This window comes from Collinsella sp. OF02-10 (assembly GCF_003463445.1).
GTDB lineage: Bacteria > Actinomycetota > Coriobacteriia > Coriobacteriales > Coriobacteriaceae > Collinsella.
Genome location: NZ_QSCW01000001.1, coordinates 113,264 through 130,314 on the forward strand (window position 1 = coordinate 113,264; position 17,051 = coordinate 130,314).

Genomic DNA, 17,051 nt, shown 5'->3' on the forward strand with positions numbered 1-17,051 from the left:
CATGTCGTTTACGTTAGGAACGGTTTCATGAACCTCCGCTCATCTCTTGCCTGCACCTCGAGCGATATCGCTCGCTGGGGACTGCGCTCCGTCCTCAAGCGCCAGGGTGGCGTACTCCCCGGCCGCATCGCCATGAAGATCGACCCCGAGCTGCTAAGCGACCTCGCGAGCCTGGTCGATCGCAGCGTGGTGATCACCGGCACCAACGGTAAGACCACCACCTCCAACCTCATCGCCGACGCCGTTGCTGCCAGCGGTGCTACCGTGGTGTGCAACCGTGCCGGCAACAATATGGAGCCTGGTGTGGTGGGTGCCCTGCTCGAGGCCCGCGGCGGCCTTAAGCACACTGACAGCGGCAAGCGCGTGGGTGTTTTTGAATGCGATGAGCTCTACACCGTGCGCGTCCTGCCCAAGCTCAAGCCGACGTACTTCGTGCTGCTCAACCTGTTCCGTGACCAGCTAGATCGCTATGGCGAGATCGATCACACCCAGGAGGTCATCGCCCACGCGTTGGAGCTTTCGCCGGCAACGACGCTCATCTACAACGCCGACGACCCGCTGTGCGCCTCGATTGCCGCGCGCGTTCCCAACGCGAGTATTGCCTTTGGCATCGATGGCGCCACGGGCACCGAGTCCGACCGCATTAGCGACTCGCGCTTTTGCTCGCAGTGCAACGCCCCGTTGGAGTACGACTACGTACAGTATGGTCAACTCGGCGCCTACCATTGCCCCTCGTGCGGCTGGGCCCGCCCTGCGCTTGTCCGTCGCGTGACGGGCGTGGAACTCGGCTGCGACGGCTACGGCTTTGACCTTGTCTTTGGACCCGATACCGACGCACCCGCAACGCACATCGCCACGCGCTACAACGGTCTGTACATGGTCTATAACGTTGCCGCCGCCTTCTTTGCCACACACGAGTTGGGCGTGAACACGGCGCTTCTACAGCCTACGCTCGATGCCTATGTGCCTGCCGGCGGTCGTATGGGGCGCTGGGATATCGCCGGCCGCACCGTCAAGGCCAACCTGGCCAAGAATCCCGTAGGCTTCGATCGACAAATCCAGTCCATCAAGACGGCAGGCGGCAGACTCTGCGCTTTCTTCCTCAATGACAACGACGCCGACGGCCACGATGTCTCATGGATCTACGACGTCGACTTCGAGCGCATCGCCGATACCCCAGGGCTTGTCGCCTTTGTCGGAGGTACGCGCGCGCACGATATGCAGGTACGCCTGAAGTACGCCGGCATCGACGCCGCCATCATCTCGGATATCGAGCAGGCGATCGGCGCCGTGGCAGACGAGGCCGCCAATGACACCTTCTACGCCGTCGCCAACTACACGGCCTTCCCGCCGCTGGTCAAGGAGCTCGACGGACTGAAGGGCGCCACTTCCGACGCTGTTGCCGGGCGCGCCGTAGCCCGTGCCGACGGCAGCGCTCTTCCTGTCGGCATCGCACCAGTCGAGCTTTCGCGCCCGCTGCGCATCGTCTACCTGTATCCCGATGCCCTTAACCTCTACGGCGACGGCGGCAATGTTATCGCGCTCGAGCGCCGTTGCGCCTGGCGTGGCATTCCCGCGCGTGTAGACGAGGTCCGTATGGGCGAGGTGCTCGACCTGACGGACGCCGACATCGTCATGATGGGCGGCGGCTCCGACCGCGACCAGCTAGCCGTGGCACACGAACTGCTCGCCCAAAAAGACAAGGTCGCGGCCTATGTTGAGGATGGCGGCTCGCTGCTTGCCATCTGTGGCAGCTATCAGCTGCTCGGCCGTTCGTACTATATGGGCGAGGATCGCATCGAGGGTCTGGGGGTCATTGCCGCCGAAACCGTACGCGGCTCCGACCGCCTGATCGGCAACGTAGCCGTCGAAACCAATCTGGCACCCGAGCCCTTTGTGGGATTCGAGAACCACGGCGGCCGCACCCTGCTCGATACAGCGGCCACGCCGCTCGGAACATCCGTCGTCACGGGCACCGGCAACAACGGCGACGATGGCTTTGAGGGCCTCATCTACAAGGGAGTCATCGGCACGTACTTACACGGGCCGGCACTGCCCAAGAACCCCGAACTCGCCGACTGGCTGATCGCGCACGCCCTCGAGCGCCGCGGCGATGCGCAGGCCACAGCCCTGCTGCCGCTCAAACCCCTCGACGACACCTACGAGTACGCCGCCCACGACGCCGCCATGAAGCTCCTCCCCTAACGCCCCAACCACCAAAAAGGGGACAGGCACCTTTGTGGTGGTTTTTCAGTTTGCCAACGATATGTGAACGGCTAAAAAAGTCTGCTATACTCTTTCCCGCTGTCCCCATCGTCTAGCGGCCAAGGACGCCACCCTTTCAAGGTGGATATCGCGGGTTCGAATCCCGCTGGGGGCACCACTGAATCTGAGAAGCCCGTTGCCCTCGCGGCGGCGGGCTTTTTGCTACCCATGCGCCGGGATTCGAACCCCGAAGGCATAAAATCACACTGTCATCCAAGGGCCCGTGGACAAAAAATAGCAAATATGAGTACTGTTACCAATTTAGTAACAGCGATTTCATGCCATCAGAAGGCGATTTGGACACAAGGCGTCCTACGGCGGAGGAATTGCAGGCGTTTATCAGCTAAGTACTTGGACATATGTTGCGTAACACTGCATATTTTGCAAAAAGATAATGCTACAGGGCTTGTGACAGTACTCATATTTGACGTTTTTTGCCCACGGCCCCTTATTGCGTGGGCGAATCAGTTGCAAAGCGGGATCCAAAGCGTCCTTCGCAAACAAAAAGCCGGGGCCCACGCGATGCGGACCCCGGCTCAATACCGTGACGATATGTCGGTTACGTTCTACACGTAGAACAGAATGTCGTCGTAGGTCGGGACCGGCCAGTAGTCGGCGGCCACGATCTCCTCCATGGCGTCCACGGCAGCACGCAGCGTATCCATAGCGGGAACGACCTCGTGCGCGTACACGTTGGCCTGCTCCTGGCCATCGAGAGCCTCGGCCTTCTGATGCACGGCGTCGAGCGCCTTGATGGAGTCGTTGATGGCGGTGATACCGTTGCAGAGCTTGTTGAGCGTGTTCTGCTCGCACTGCATGGCAGCCTCAGCACCGGCGGCACGAATAGTCTCAAGGCCCTTAGCGACCTTGGTGGCATAGGCGGTAATGACCGGGCGATAGGTACGACGCGCCTCGCGAACCATCGTGGTGGCCTCGATGTTCATGAGCTTGTTGTACTTCTCGAGCTTGCAGTCATAGCGGCACTGGGCCTCGGCCTTGGTCAGGACGCCCGTCTCCTCAAAGAGCGCAATGGCCTTATCGGAAACAAAGGCGGGAAGAGCGTCGGCCGTGGTCTTGTTGTTGGCAAGGCCGCGCTTCTCGGCCTCGATGGGCCACTCGTCGGAGTAACCGTCGCCGGAGAACAGGATGCGCTGGTGATCGGTCAGCACCTTCTTGCAGTACTCGAGCGCGGCGTCCTGGAACTTATCCTCGGGCGTACCCTCGAGTGCGTCGGCGAAGGACTTGAGCGACTTGGCCACGGCGGCATCGAGCACCAGGTTGGAGTCGGAGACGTTCTGCTCGGAGCCGCAGGCACGGAACTCGAACTTGTTGCCGGTGAAGGCGAACGGGGAGGTGCGGTTGCGGTCGGTGTTGTCCTGCATCAGTTTGGGCAGGGTATCGGCGCCCAAGTCGAGCACGCCGCGCGTGGCATGGACGGAAGCCTTGCCATCGATGATCTTCTCGACAACCTCAGTGAGCTGGTCGCCCAGGAAGATGGACATAATCGCCGGAGGAGCCTCGTTGGCGCCCAGACGATGATCGTTGCCCGCCGAGGCAACGGAGGCACGCAGGAGCTCCTGGTAGTTATCGACGGCCTCGATCACCGCGGTGAGGAAGACGATGAACTGCAGGTTGTCGAGCGGGGTGTCGCCCGGGTCGAGCAGGTTCTCGGACTCGGTGCCAAGCGACCAGTTATTGTGCTTGCCCGAACCGTTGATGCCCTCGAAGGGCTTCTCGTGCAGCAGGCAGACCAAGTCGTGGCGGGAGGCGATGAGCTTCATCTTCTCCATCATGACCAGATTCTGGTCGATGGCCTCGTTGACCTCGCCGTAGACAGGGGCGAGCTCATGCTGGCAGGGAGCGACCTCGTTGTGCTTGGTCTTGGCAGGAATGCCAAGCGCCCACAGTTCATCGTCCAGGTCCTTCATATAGGACGAGACGGTGGGGCGGATAGCGCCAAAGTAGTGCTCCTCGAGCTCCTGGCCCTTGCAGGGAGCAGCGCCAAAGAGGGTGCGACCGGTGATGACCAGGTCCCTGCGCTTGCGGTAAGCGTCCTTCTTGATCAGGAAGTACTCCTGCTCATCGCCCACGGAAGGAACGACCTTCTTGGGGGTCTTACCAAACAGCGCCAAAACGCGCTTGGACTCACGCGAGAGCGCGGTCATGGAACGCAGCAGCGGGGTCTTCTTGTCCAGGGCCTCGCCCGTGTAGGAGCAGAAAGCTGTGGGGATGCACAGGACATCGTCCTTGATAAAGGCGGGGCTGGTGGGATCCCAAGCGGTGTAGCCACGGGCCTCGAAGGTGGCACGCAGGCCGCCGTTGGGGAAGCTGGAGGCGTCCGGCTCGCCCTGGATGAGGTTCTTGCCCGTAAACTTGGTAATGGCGGTGCCGTCGTGGTTGGGCTCGAGGAAGCTATCGTGCTTCTCGGAAGTAATGCCCGAAAGCGGCTGGAACCAGTGCGCGTAGTGCGTAGCACCCTTGGAGATGGCCCAAACCTTCATGGCGTGAGCGACGGCGTTGGCCACATCCAGGTCGAGCGGCTCACCCTCCTCGAGGGTTGCGGCAAGGCGCTTCCAAATGTCCTTGGGGAGGTAGTCCTTCATGACTTCCTCAGAGAACACCATGGTCCCGAAGCGGTCAGTAAGATCGGCCATACGGAACTCCCTTCGTATCGGCACCGCGTGAGAAGCGGTGTTGATTACTAACGAACGAGTCATAGCTTAGGCTCGCCGTGTTTCCGCGACATTACCGTTGTGTTGCTGTCGCGAAACCAATCAATGAGGTTACCGCATCGCGGCAGTATTGCCACCCTTAACAGCCAATGAACTGTATAAATTGCAGACCTCCCCGCATGGTTTAAGGGTAGTCAATTTAGGACGGGGCTAAATTGACTGGTATTTCGCATCAGATACCAGTCTTTATAACCCCGCACCCAATGAGCTGCGTTGTTATAGGGAATGCCGATAGCAAGGCATCTTTGATTGGTATCCCTAAATAGCGAGTAAAACTCCACCGTGACACAGTGGTGCTGTAGAATCCTTACAATACATCGCACTAAATATCTAAAGGAGCACGATATGCGCGTCGACGAGGTTTTTAAGCAGGCAGCATCCCAGGGCACTGCACCCGTTTCGTTTGAGATGTTCCCGCCCAAGGGCGAGCTTACCCTCGACACGGCTCGCGAAGTGGCAGGCAATCTGTGCAAGCTTTCGCCGAGCTTTGTCTCGGTCACCTGCTCGGCTGGCGGCTCGGGCAACGGCGCCACCACCGCCCCCATCGCGCATATGATTACGAGCGAATTCGATACGCCCTCGGTGGCGCACCTCACCTGTGTGGGCCGTACCCACGCCGATATCGCCGCCAAGATCGATGAGTACCGCACCGCCGGCGTGGAAAACATCCTGGCCCTGCGTGGCGATCTCCCTGCCGGCGCGACCGAGGACGACAAGCCCGCCTCCGACTACGCCTACGCCCGCGACCTCATCCCCGAGCTCGTCGACGCCGGCTTTTGCGTGGGTGCCGCAGCCTACCCCGAGGGCCACATTGCCTGCGAGGATCTCAACCTCTCGGTCGAACACCTCAAGCAAAAACAGGACGCCGGCGCGAGCTTCTTTGTGACGCAGCTCTTCTTTGATAACGAGTGCTTCTATCGTTTTCGCGAGCTTGCCGACAAGGCCGGCATCACCGTGCCCATTACCGCAGGTATCATGCCGTTTATGGGCAAGTCGCAGATCAGCCGCATGGTCTTTATGTGCGGCGCGTCACTGCCCTCCCCCGTCATCAAGATTCTCGCCAAGTACGAGAACGACCCCGAGAGCCTGCAGGCAGCCGGTGTAGATTATGCCGCCCGTCAGCTTTGCGACCTTAAGGAGCACGGTGCCGCCGGTCTGCACCTGTACACTATGAACCGTCCTGCAATCGCCGCGACCATTATGGAGCGCTTGGGGTAATGGAAAAACCGCACATCGATACAACCGCTGTCGAAGTGCCGGCCGACCTTGCGTCGCCGGCGCTTTATCGTATCGATGATGCCCACCATCCCCGCGTCGATCGTGCCGAGATGCTGCGCTATCTGGGCTACGGCGGTCAGCAGATTGAGCCCGAGCTGTCGCAGCGTATTGAGCTTGTCGTTGAGCGTCTGGAACTGGACATTGAGCCCCGTGGCGTGCGCCGCGCATTTGCCATCGATGCCATGGGCGTGGACGAGCAGGGAGAGCCTTGCATTCGCTTGGTCGGCACCAACGTTGAGCTGCGCGGTCGCGACATCTATCGACATCTCAAAGACGCCCGCTTTGCCGCGCTCATGGCATGCACACTCGGCATGGACGCCGAGCGTCGTCTGCGCACCACGGGAGCCCAGCAGCCCCTGGAGGGAGCCGTGCTCGACGCCGCATGCTCTGCCTATGTAGAAGCCGCCGTCGAGCAGATGGACCAGCAGGTCAAGGCTGCGGCCGCCGCACACGGACTCGCCGGTAACTGGCGCTTCAGTCCCGGCTATGGCGACTGCCCGCTTACGGCCCAGCGCTCAATCGTGAATGCGCTCAACGCCACGCGGCTCATCGGGCTTACCGTCACGCCGACCAGCCTGCTCATGCCCACCAAGAGCGTGACCGCGGTGATTGGTCTGTTTGACGGCGAAGTCCACGACGCCCAGAGCCGCCCCACCTGCAATATCTGCCGCATGCGTGAGCACTGCCGCTTCCGCGCCGCCCACACCACCTGCTATTCCAGCCATTAGGAGCCATCGATGTTTACTCCGCTTATCACTCATGATCTGGACGGTGCCGCGCTGGCGGCGCCTGTTGATGCTGCGCGCCGCAACGGGGCTGCATACAAGACGCGCACGATCGACGACCTTCGCATTAAGGACGATCGTCTGCGCGCCGCCATCAAGGGCACCGGGCACCTGCTGTTTGACGGCGGCATGGGCACCATGTTGCAGGCCGCTGGCATGAAGGCGGGCGCCCTGCCCGAGCTGCTCAACTTTGAGGAGCCCCAGGTCATTACCGACATTCAGCGACAGTACGTCGAGGCCGGCTGCGACGTGATCACCGCCAACACCTTTGGTGCCAACGCCCACAAGCTCGACGGTACCGCCACCGTGGCAGATGTCTTTGCCGCCGCTGTCGCCTGCGCCCGCGCAGCCGGTGCCCACTACGTCGCCGGCGATATCGGCCCCATCGGCGCGCTGCTGCGCCCCCTGGGTACCCTGAGCTTCGACGAGGCCTACGACCTCTTTGCCGAGGAAGTGCGCGCCGGCGTCGCCGCGGGTGTGGACCTCTTTATTATCGAGACCATGACCGACCTTGCCGAGATCAAGGCGGCCGTCCTCGCCTGCCGCGAGAACTCCGACCTGTCCGTCTTTGCCACCATGACCTTTGAGGAAGACGGTCGCACGTTCCTGGGCACGAGTCCCGAGGTGGCCGCCATCACGCTCGACGCCATCGGCGCCGACGTTTTGGGCATCAACTGCAGCCAGGGACCGGCCGAGCTCCGAGGGCTCGCCGCACGTATGCTCACCGTTACGGACAAACCCGTTATGGTGCAGGCCAATGCGGGACTGCCCCACGTGGACGACGACGGTAATACCGTCTTTGACATCCAGGCCCCCGAATACGCCAAAGCCGTCGCCGGCATGATTGAGGACGGCGTGAGCGTCGTGGGCGGCTGCTGCGGCACCACGCCGGCGCACATGGCCGCCTTGCGCACGCTTATCGATAACCACACGCCCAGTCCGCGCCACCGCAAGCCCAGCATGTCGGTCACAAGTGCCCAGACTGTGGTGGACCTTCCCTGCGACGGCCACAAGATTGCCGTCATCGGCGAGCGCATCAATCCCACCGGCAAAAAGCGCCTGCAGCAGGCCCTGCGCGACGGCGACCTGGACTACGTCGTGAGCCAGGGCATCAGCCAGCAAGAACAGGGCGCCGACATCCTGGACGTCAACGTGGGCCTGCCCGAGATCGACGAGGTCAAGGTCATCCAGCAAGCGACCGAGCAGCTCCAAGGCTCCACGCTGCTGCCGCTGCAGATCGACTCCACCGACCCCGCCGCCGTCGAGGCCGCCGTACGCCGCTACGCCGGCAAGCCCATCATCAACTCGGTCAATGGCAAGCAGCAGATCATGGATGAGATCTTTCCGCTGGTCGCCCACTATGGAACCAACGTCGTCGGCCTTACGCTCGACGAAGGCGGCATCCCCGATACCGCCGAGGCCCGCTTTGCCATCGCCGAACGCATCGTGGCCGAGGCCGCCCGCTACGGCATCGGCCCGGACCGTATCCTCATCGACTGCCTGGTCATGACCGCCTCGACCAATCAACGCCAGGCCGAGCAGATCCTACGCGCCATGTCCCTGTGCAAGGAGCGTCTGGGCGTCAAATGCGCGCTCGGCGTGTCGAACATCAGCTTTGGCCTGCCTGCCCGCCCGCTGCTGGGCTCGGTCTTTTTGGCCGCCGCTTTTGGCGCGGGCCTGGACGCCCCCATCATGAACCCGGGCTCCAAGCGCTTTATGGATACCGTCTACAGCTATCGCGTCCTGAGCGTTGAGGACGAGGGCTCGACCGGATACATCGAGCGCTATGCCGGTTGGACCGATCCGTATAAGATCGCCGCCAACCCGGCAGCAGCTCAGGCCGCATCGAGTGATGCCGCGCCCGCTGCTGGCACCGCCGGCACCGACGGCAACGACGACCCGATTCGTCGCATGGTCGTCTCGGGCCGCAAAGGCGAGATCGCTGCCGAGACCGAGCGTCTGCTGGCAGACCACGACGCCATGGACCTCATCAACAATCACTTTATCCCCGCCCTCGACGAAGTTGGCGTCCTCTTTGACCAGGGCAAGTTCTTCTTGCCGCAGCTTATGGCCTCGGCCGAAGCCGCGCGTGTGGGCTTCGACACCATCAAGCGCCTGATGCCCGCCGGCGAGATTGCCGACAAGGGCAAGATCTGCGTGGCCACCGTTAAGGGCGATATCCACGACATCGGTAAGAACATCGTCAAGATGCTGCTCGACAACTACGGCTACACCGTCTTTGATCTGGGTCGCGACGTCGATCCGCAGGAGGTGCTCAAGACCGTCAAGGAGCGTGACATTAAGCTCGTCGGCCTCTCGGCGCTTATGACTACCACGGTCGTCGCCATGGAAGAGACCATCAAGCTGCTTCATGCCGAGGTGCCGGGCGTCAAGATCATCGTGGGCGGCGCCGTGCTCACCCCCGAATACGCCAAGCAGATCGGCGCGGACTACTACGCCAAGGATGCCGCCGAAAGCGCGCGCATCGCCGAAGAGGTCTTTGGGCAGTAACACAACGGAAACAACCGAGCACCAAAACGTGCCGCATGCGCCACTTGGCACGTGCGGCACGTTAGAATAGATAAGATTATGCTCGTTTTGGCAGATAGGAGCGCAAGGATGGCGATCACGCCCGCAGAAATCGCGGAAACCCGCGGCATGGTTGAGGAGCAGAACCTCGACATCAGGACCATCACCATGGGTGTTTCGCTCATGGGTTGCGGCGACGAGAACCTCGACCGCATGTGCACGAAGATCTACGACCACGTGACGCACACGGCTGAGCATCTGGTCGAGACCGCCGAGAACCTCGAGCGCGAGTACGGTATCCCCATCGTCAACAAGCGCGTTTCCGTCACCCCGGTGGCGCAGATCGCCGCGTGCTGCAAGGATGAGGACCTCACCCCCATCGCGCACGCCCTCGACCGCGCGGCCGAGACACTCGGCATCGATTACCTGGGCGGCTTCTCCGCACTCGTCCAGAAGGGCATCGGCGACGCCGATCGCCGCGTTATCCAGTCCATCCCCCAGGCACTCGCCACCACGAGCCGCGTCTGCTCCAGCGTCAACGTCGCCAGCCTGCGCGCCGGTATCAACATGGATGCCGTGCTCATGGCCGCCCAGACCATCATCGATGCCGCTAAACTCACGGCCGACCAGGATTCCGTCGGCGCTTCCAAGTTTGTCTGCTTTGCCAACATGGTCGAGGACTCCCCGTTTATGGCGGGCGCCGTCCACGGCGGTGGCGAGGCCGACGCCGTCATCAACGTAGGCGTCTCGGGTCCCGGCGTTATGGCCGCAGCCCTGGAGACGCTGCCCGATTCCGCCTCGATGATGGAAGTCGCCGAAAAGATTAAGCAGACCGCCTTTAAGATCACCCGTGCCGGCGAGCTCATGAGCCGCGAGGCCGCCCATCGTCTGGGTGTCGAGAAGGGCATTGTCGACCTGTCGCTGGCTCCCACGCCTGCCATCGGCGACTCCGTCGCGCGCATCCTCGAGATCATCGGCGTGGGCACCTGCGGTGGCCCGGGCACGACCTGCGCGCTCGCCATGCTCAACGATGCCGTCAAGAAGGGCGGCGTCATGGCCAGCTCCAGCGTGGGCGGTCTTTCCGGCGCCTTTATCCCCGTGTCCGAGGACGCCGGCATGATCGCCGCCGTCGAAGCCGGTGCGCTTTCGCTCGAGAAGCTCGAGGCCATGACCTGCGTGTGCTCCGTTGGCCTGGACATGATCGCCATCCCCGGCGACACCCCGGTCGAGACCATCGCCGGCATCATCGCCGACGAGATGGCCATCGGCGTCATCAACAACAAGACCACGGCCGTCCGCGTGATTCCTGCCATCGGCAAGGGCGTGGGTGACTGCGTCGAGTACGGCGGCCTGTTCGGCCGTGCGCCCATCATGCCGGTGAACCCCAACGCCGGCACCGTGCTTGCCCATCGCGGTGGACGCTTCCCGGCACCGCTGAACTCGCTCAAGAACTAGCTGAGGGGTGCTGGCGAGGAGCCCCGGGGAGGGCAAATATATAAGGTCGCCTGCTCGGACAGTCCTGACTCGCACGGAGAGCACATTAAGTGCTCTCCGGCTCGTGCGGAACTCGCGATCGACCTTATATATTTGTCCTCCCCGGGGCTCCCGCACAACGGGACCTCAGTTGGGTTCTATCCCGGTTGCAGTTGCTTCGCTCCTGCACCACTTGGCTGGTGCGGCGTTTTGGCGTTGGAACGGTTCTTTTTCTGATATATGCTTGTTGCGGCTCTTCTTTTGGGAGGGGCCGCTTTTTTTGTTGTGTGAGGAGGTTGGCCCGTGGTTGATGGGGAGATTCGTTCTGATCTGCTTTCTGCGGATTGGAATGGCGAATGGATGCGTCTGCAAGCTGATCGGCGGCGGGCTGATGATTCTTTTGAATGGGATAAGCGGGCTCGGCATTTTCGGCCGTTGGAGACTGCCCCGTATGCCCGGGACTTTATGAAGCTGTTGGCGTTAAAGCCTGGTGAATCGGTGCTTGATATGGGGTGTGGGGCTGGGTCGATTGCTATTCCGCTTGCTCAGGCTGGGCATCCTGTGATTGCAGCCGACTTCTCCCCCGCTATGTTGGGCACCCTTGATGCCGGCATTGAGTATTACGGGCTCGAGGGGCGCATAACGCCGCTTGAGCTTGCTTGGGATGATGATTGGGATTTGGTTGGACCGGTCGCGAAAGCGGTGGATGTTGCCTTTGCCAGTCGGTCGGTTACGACGACCAATCTAAAAGATGCGCTTGCCAAGCTTAATCGAACGGCTCGTCGGCGTTGTGCTGTCACGATGGTCGCCAACTCCAGCCCGCGCTATGATCTGCACTTGATGAACGCCATCGGCGCCTCGGTTACCTGCAGCAATGGCTTTGTGTACGCCTTTAACATTCTCATTCAGATGGGTGCCCTGCCGCAGGTCACGTACTTTGAATCGCCTCGTCGCGATACCTTCGATAGCCTTGAGGCAGGCGTGGCGGACTTTTCCCGCATGCTTGAGCATGGCAACGAGGATAAGGTCGACCGTCTGCGCGACTACATCGCCCAACACATGATCGAGAATCCCCACGCCGGTGAGCCGGGCTCCAAGGGCGTGCCGCAGGGGTGCTATATGCTCGACCATATCCGTAAGGTTCGCTGGGCGTTTATTGCATGGGAACCGGTCTCTGAATCCCGCTCGTAGCCCGTTCACAGCCCGAGCTGCCCATCACCTCGGCATCCGCATTCTTTGCGAACTGGGCAAACGCGCCCCACACCGCGCCGTTCCTGCGCTATCGTGGGACAGCTCACGTAGATTAAGGCCCCGTCGCGGGGCGCCCCATACATAGAAAGCGAGAACCCATGGCACTGACAGGAGCCCAGGTCAAGCAGCTTCGCAGCATGGCCCATCACCTCAACCCCGCCATCATCATCGGTAAGTCCGATGTCAACGAGGGCACCATCGAGCAGACGGTCGCCTACCTGGAGAAGCACGAGCTCGTTAAGTGCTCCGTGCTCGATGGCTCCAGTCTTTCCGCCCGCGAGGCCGCCGAAGAGCTCGCTGAGCGCTGCCACGCCGAGGTCGTCCAGGTCATCGGCCGCAAGTTCTCGCTGTATCGCGAGTCCTCGCGCAAGGACATCGAGAAGATCAAGCTCGTCTAAGAGCCAATGATCCGGCGAGCCAACACATAGCAAGCTTACGGGTGCCCAAGTACTTCGGGCGCCCGTTTTTTATCGCTCGACCAGCACGCGATTGAGCCGTCCCTCCACCAAGCGCTCGTATAGACGCCGCGTCTCGGGCTCGGGCACGCCATTGACCTGCTCCCTCAGATGGTGCATATGCCCGCTGTACAGCTCGACGATATCGCGCCGCCGCCCCGCCGCACTGTAGACGCGCATGGCGCAGCGCACCATATCCTCACGCGCCGTTTCCTGCCGAAGCCCCGACTCCGCCAGCCAAATCGCCGACTGCAGGTCGTTTTCTTCTAGAGCGGCATTTGCCCCCTTAATCATGCAATCGATGTACTTTGACTGCATAATGCGCCGCATGCGCAAAAAGTAGGTTGGATTACAGCCATTGGGAACATACAGCGGTCCGGCATAAAGCTGCTCAATCTTAAGGCACAGCTCAACTAAATGGGGCCCGCGCGCACCCGTGCGATTTCCCAAAACCTCGCGGCTTATCTGGTCAAACAGCCGTACATCGGTCTTGACGTAGTCGCCGTTGAGTCCGATGCATTCATTTTGGATGAGCACACACGACTTGCCATCCGGCGTCGGTCCCAAAGCCGACCGCAAGCGCGATATCGTCGAGTACAGGTTGTTGCGGGCGCTATTGAACTCGGCATGGGGCCACAACTCCATTGCCAGCGTCTCGCGGTCGACGAGCGCATCCATGCCCAGTGCAAGCCGCTCGGCAAGCGTCGCCGCCTTCTTGCGGCGCCACATTTTGTCCGTGATGGGAAACCCGTCGCGCTCGGCGCGGAACGCACCAAACATGCGAATCTCGATATGGTCGATGGTATCAACGGCTTCAACCTCGCCAGCCTGGAACAGGCGCTCGCCCTCCCCTTCCAAATCGTCGCGCAGCGAGTACCGCGACAGCTCGCGCACGGGAAGCTTCTTGCGAATCCTGGTCGCCGGCTCGCCCAGACAATGCATGGCAAGGCGCGCAAAGAGCCGATACGATGGTTCCAGAATCCCCGCGCGATTCATGGACATCCAGGCCGCAAGATCGCTATCTCGCCCCGCGCAAGCCAAATGCAGCGCCACCATCCAGGCTTCTGCACCACCAACCTGCGTCTGGCTTATATCGAGCAACTCCGCTTCCTCGCGTACCGAAACCATCGAGGTGTTACGCAGATACGCCGCGCGCTCCAGCAGCAATGCGTTATCGCGCATGTACGCAATCGACTCCTCGGCAAGTTTGAGCACTTGGACCGCACGGAACTTTGCATTAACCGGCCGTCCCTCTGCCAGCGACTGCCAGCCTTCTAGCAACAGGCCAAACAGCTGAATCTGGTTGTCGCGCATGCGCACGGCAAAACGATCGAGCTCGTTGAACGCCGCGTCGTCGGTTACCGGCAGGCCGGAAAGGAGCCGCCGTGCCGCCAACACCATGCGCACCCAGATAGCCATCGCCTTAAGCCCACGCACGTCGAGCGCCTCCCGCACCACCGTCATCTCGTCGTCGCGCTCGTCGGTTCCCGTAAACGACCCGTCAAAGAGCTCCACCAGCATGCTATCGGCCCGTATAACAATCCCCGCGATGTCGAGCTCACAGTCGTAGGCCTTGCTCGTTTTGAGCTGCTGTAGAACGCCGCCGTCATCTCCCCGTTCGGTCAGGCATCGCTTGACCTCGATATGCGCGGACAGCATGTCGAGTGCGGTGTGGGACGTCTCTATTTCTGGCACGGCCAGGTTCGTAGGAAGCCCAAGCCCGTTGTCCCCATAGCAAACAGCCGTCAGTGTCTGGGCCACCCTCCATGAAACAGGGTCTATTTCGCAGGCCGCCCGTTCGCCCCCGCGCTCGATGACCGATGCCATATAGCGAGCGAGCTTTGTATTGGACACGCTGACCGCCGCCAGATATACGCCGAGCGCCTCAGCAGGCGTTGGCTCTGGAGCCGGATCGTCGGCATCGATCGTGCCCAGCGCTGCCCGGCAGATATCGGCCCCGTGCCCCGTCAGAGCCAGATCGACCCCATACTGCCCAGCAAGTTCAAGGACCGCTTCACGGTCCAAAAAGGCGTCCGCCAGGCCCATCGCCGCATCGCATCTACCCGCCTTAAGCAAAATCCGGGCCGCCCTCGGAACAAGCTCGGGGCGAACCTCGGCCACCAACTTGCGCAAGCGCAAGCGTCCGTTATCCTCCGTGCCCAGACACGTAAAACTCCGCTCGGCGGGATCCAAGCCAAAGATCGGGTAGTCGCGTACAAAGTAGGACTGGTCGACCATCGACAACCTCACCCCACAAGCCTCGAGTTCTGCGATATTGCCCTCGCCCATCAAAACCATGAGACATGCCACGCAAAACAGCGCATTATTGTCGAGCGAAGCCAGATCGACAAGTGCCGCGCCATATACGTTGACAATCTCGTTTTCGAGCAGACCGGCTACGTCGCCTTGGCCATACAGACCCGTCTGCAATGCCGAGACGAGCTCGGGCACGCCCTGCGTAAGCTGATAAAAGTCGAGCGATGTGCTGATCGAAAACGCCGATGCCCACGCCGAATACTCATAGGCATGCACCTTGAGCATCTGCGCATTGATCTTAACCGAATCGCCCAGCCCATGAATCAGCTGACGATTTGAAGGACGGCAGGAGATAAAGACCCCTATCCCCATAGCGCGCAGGCCGCGAATCCTGTCGATGAGGTCTTCGGTATCGTGCTGATCGAGGTTTGGCACATTATCAATCGCGATAAGGGAGTGCGGTTTGTCTTTGAGTTCTTCGGTAACCACCTCGAGCTGCATAAACACCTCGCGCCCAATGGCGCGATCGGCCTCGATAATCCGCACGGGGCCTCGCGTCGGGTCGCATTTAACCTCATGGGTGTACTGCAGCAGCACCGAGGTCTTCCCAAACCCGTCGGGCGCATAAAGAACCACGATGCCGGCTTTTCGGCCCTTGGCGATAAGCTCATTCATCAAGCGTTCGCGTCGCACCATATAGCCTCCGCCCAGCGGCATCAGCTCGAGGTCGTCTATACCGCTCAAATCGTTTACCATGCCCGCTCCTCAACTCGACCGTATGGACACTGTAACCGCAAGACCATACAAGCCGCGCTATGAATAGAGCGACCTTGCGTTTTAGGTTGTCTTTTGGTACGCAAGCGGCAAGTTTTTGTACAGCGAGGGCCGATTGTTATTAATCCCCCGACTAATCGGTCTTTAAGCAGGTAAATGAGCTTGTCAGCTTGTCCCATCTAAGCGGCAGTGTAACGCAAATGAACAAGGTTCAGCTATGTCATTCAACTCGCCTAGCACCCGCTACCGTCTACGACCTTTTGGTGGCATTTTTGCATAGAATCTGGTATGGAATGAATCAAACTGTTGGGCATCCGGCATTCGTCAAGCTTGCGGCAAGATTTTGGTCAAGCGGGCGGAGAGGGATAACAAAAAGGCCCCCGCAAAGCGGAGGCCTTAGGCAAGGCTATGTCGAGATGCAGGATTCGCGCTACTCGCAGAGCGAAAGGGCGGCCTCGTCGGCAACGACAACGCAGTTGGTGTGCAGCTGCAGGATCGAAGCCGGGCACGCGGGCGTAACCGGACCATAGCACATGTCATGCACGGCCTGAGCCTTGGCCTCGCCGTTGGCGACGACTAGGATCATGCGGGCATACATGATGGTCTGGGTACCCATGGTGTAGGCCTGACGGGGAACATCGTCGATGCTGTCGAACAGGCGGCTGTTGGCCTGAATGGTGCTCTCGGTGAGGTCGACGCAGTGCGTGCCCTTGGAAAAGTGGTCATCGGGCTCGTTGAAACCGATGTGGCCGTTGTTGCCAATGCCGAGCAGCTGCAGATCCGGGTAACCGGCGGCGGCGACGATCTTGTCGTACTCAGAGCAGGCAGCGGCGGCGTCGGGGTTGGAACCGTCGGGCACATGCGTGTTGTTCAGGTCGATGTTGATGTGATCGAAGAAGTTCTCACGCATGAAGTAGTGATAGCTCTGGGGATCGTCGTGCGAAAGGCCGCGATACTCGTCCAGGTTGTAGGTGCTGACCTCGGCAAAGTCGACGTCGCCCTTCTCGTACCAAGCAGCGAGCTGCTTGTAGGCACCGATCGGGGTGGAGCCGGTGGCAAGACCCAGCACGCAATCGGGCTTGAGGATAACCTGCGCCGAGATGATATTGGCGGCCTTGCGGCTCATATCCTCGTAGTCTTTAGCTTTAATGATCTTCATTACGCGTCCTTTCTCGTACAAGAGAGGCAAGGCTCCCCTTACAAGCACTTGCCCGCGGCCCGCGTCGGCCGCAACCAACGTGTGCGGCCACCAG

The 17,051-nt window shown here is 61.0% G+C and carries 10 protein-coding genes and 1 tRNA gene; 8 read left to right on the plus strand and 3 right to left on the minus strand.

What is annotated here, in order from left to right; genetic code table 11:
- The first annotated feature begins 27 nt into the window (after window positions 1-27).
- Window positions 28-2,205 carry a MurT ligase domain-containing protein gene (locus tag DXA43_RS10400; RefSeq protein ID WP_233539980.1) on the plus strand — a complete coding sequence of 726 codons (2,178 nt, stop codon included), beginning with the start codon at window positions 28-30 and terminating at the stop codon, window positions 2,203-2,205.
- Window positions 2,206-2,306: 101 nt separating this feature from the next.
- Window positions 2,307-2,383 (plus strand) — tRNA-Glu (locus DXA43_RS00525).
- A gap of 448 nt (window positions 2,384-2,831) precedes the next feature.
- Here the strand turns inward: DXA43_RS00525 and DXA43_RS00530 are convergent.
- On the minus strand, window positions 2,832-4,919 hold the full coding sequence (locus DXA43_RS00530; protein WP_117757412.1) for a glutamine synthetase III: 2,088 nt from the start codon (window positions 4,917-4,919) through the stop codon (window positions 2,832-2,834).
- A 423-nt stretch (window positions 4,920-5,342) separates the two neighbouring features.
- On the opposite strand from DXA43_RS00530, the gene DXA43_RS00535 reads away from it, so the two are divergent.
- The 6 genes from DXA43_RS00535 to DXA43_RS00565 all read left to right on the plus strand — a co-directional run bounded on the left by DXA43_RS00535 (window position 5,343) and on the right by DXA43_RS00565 (window position 12,711).
- Window positions 5,343-6,215, plus strand: a complete 873-nt coding sequence (locus DXA43_RS00535) for a methylenetetrahydrofolate reductase (RefSeq protein WP_117805959.1) — start codon at window positions 5,343-5,345, stop codon at window positions 6,213-6,215.
- Entirely contained in the window at window positions 6,215-7,003 is a 789-nt protein-coding gene (locus DXA43_RS00540; protein WP_117805960.1) for a hypothetical protein, read from the plus strand. The genes DXA43_RS00535 and DXA43_RS00540 overlap by 1 nt, the downstream gene beginning before the upstream one ends.
- A 9-nt stretch (window positions 7,004-7,012) precedes the next feature.
- On the plus strand, window positions 7,013-9,571 hold the full coding sequence (locus DXA43_RS00545) for a homocysteine S-methyltransferase family protein (RefSeq protein ID WP_199580499.1): 2,559 nt from the start codon (window positions 7,013-7,015) through the stop codon (window positions 9,569-9,571).
- Between the two features lie 108 nt (window positions 9,572-9,679).
- Window positions 9,680-11,044, plus strand: a complete 1,365-nt coding sequence (locus DXA43_RS00550; RefSeq protein WP_035136908.1) for a PFL family protein — start codon at window positions 9,680-9,682, stop codon at window positions 11,042-11,044.
- A 321-nt stretch (window positions 11,045-11,365) separates the two neighbouring features.
- Window positions 11,366-12,253 (plus strand): methyltransferase domain-containing protein, encoded by an 888-nt coding sequence (locus DXA43_RS00560; RefSeq protein WP_233539981.1) that lies wholly within the window; start codon window positions 11,366-11,368, stop codon window positions 12,251-12,253.
- Window positions 12,254-12,411: 158 nt separating this feature from the next.
- A complete protein-coding gene (locus DXA43_RS00565) occupies window positions 12,412-12,711 on the plus strand; it encodes a YhbY family RNA-binding protein (RefSeq protein ID WP_117805962.1) in 300 nt (99 codons plus the stop codon).
- A 69-nt stretch (window positions 12,712-12,780) separates the two neighbouring features.
- On the opposite strand, the gene DXA43_RS00570 is transcribed toward DXA43_RS00565, so the two are convergent.
- Together DXA43_RS00570 and nagB are read right to left on the minus strand one after the other, a co-directional pair.
- A complete protein-coding gene (locus DXA43_RS00570) occupies window positions 12,781-15,780 on the minus strand; it encodes a BTAD domain-containing putative transcriptional regulator (protein ID WP_117805963.1) in 3,000 nt (999 codons plus the stop codon).
- A gap of 448 nt (window positions 15,781-16,228) precedes the next feature.
- Window positions 16,229-16,957, minus strand: coding sequence for a glucosamine-6-phosphate deaminase (nagB, locus tag DXA43_RS00575; protein WP_055251013.1), 729 nt, complete (start codon window positions 16,955-16,957; stop codon window positions 16,229-16,231).
- Window positions 16,958-17,051 lie beyond the last annotated feature (94 nt).

Excerpts from the sequence above, each read along its gene's own strand:
- DXA43_RS10400 (WP_233539980.1), top strand. The coding sequence starts at position 28 with ATGAACCTCCGCTCATCTCTTGCCTGCACCTCGAGCGATATCGCTCGC.
- DXA43_RS00530 (WP_117757412.1), bottom strand. The coding sequence starts at position 4,919 with ATGGCCGATCTTACTGACCGCTTCGGGACCATGGTGTTCTCTGAGGAA.
- DXA43_RS00535 (WP_117805959.1), top strand. The coding sequence starts at position 5,343 with ATGCGCGTCGACGAGGTTTTTAAGCAGGCAGCATCCCAGGGCACTGCA.
- DXA43_RS00540 (WP_117805960.1), top strand. The coding sequence starts at position 6,215 with ATGGAAAAACCGCACATCGATACAACCGCTGTCGAAGTGCCGGCCGAC.
- DXA43_RS00545 (WP_199580499.1), top strand. The coding sequence starts at position 7,013 with ATGTTTACTCCGCTTATCACTCATGATCTGGACGGTGCCGCGCTGGCG.
- DXA43_RS00550 (WP_035136908.1), top strand. The coding sequence starts at position 9,680 with ATGGCGATCACGCCCGCAGAAATCGCGGAAACCCGCGGCATGGTTGAG.
- DXA43_RS00565 (WP_117805962.1), top strand. The coding sequence starts at position 12,412 with ATGGCACTGACAGGAGCCCAGGTCAAGCAGCTTCGCAGCATGGCCCAT.
- DXA43_RS00570 (WP_117805963.1), bottom strand. The coding sequence starts at position 15,780 with ATGGTAAACGATTTGAGCGGTATAGACGACCTCGAGCTGATGCCGCTG.
- nagB (WP_055251013.1), bottom strand. The coding sequence starts at position 16,957 with ATGAAGATCATTAAAGCTAAAGACTACGAGGATATGAGCCGCAAGGCC.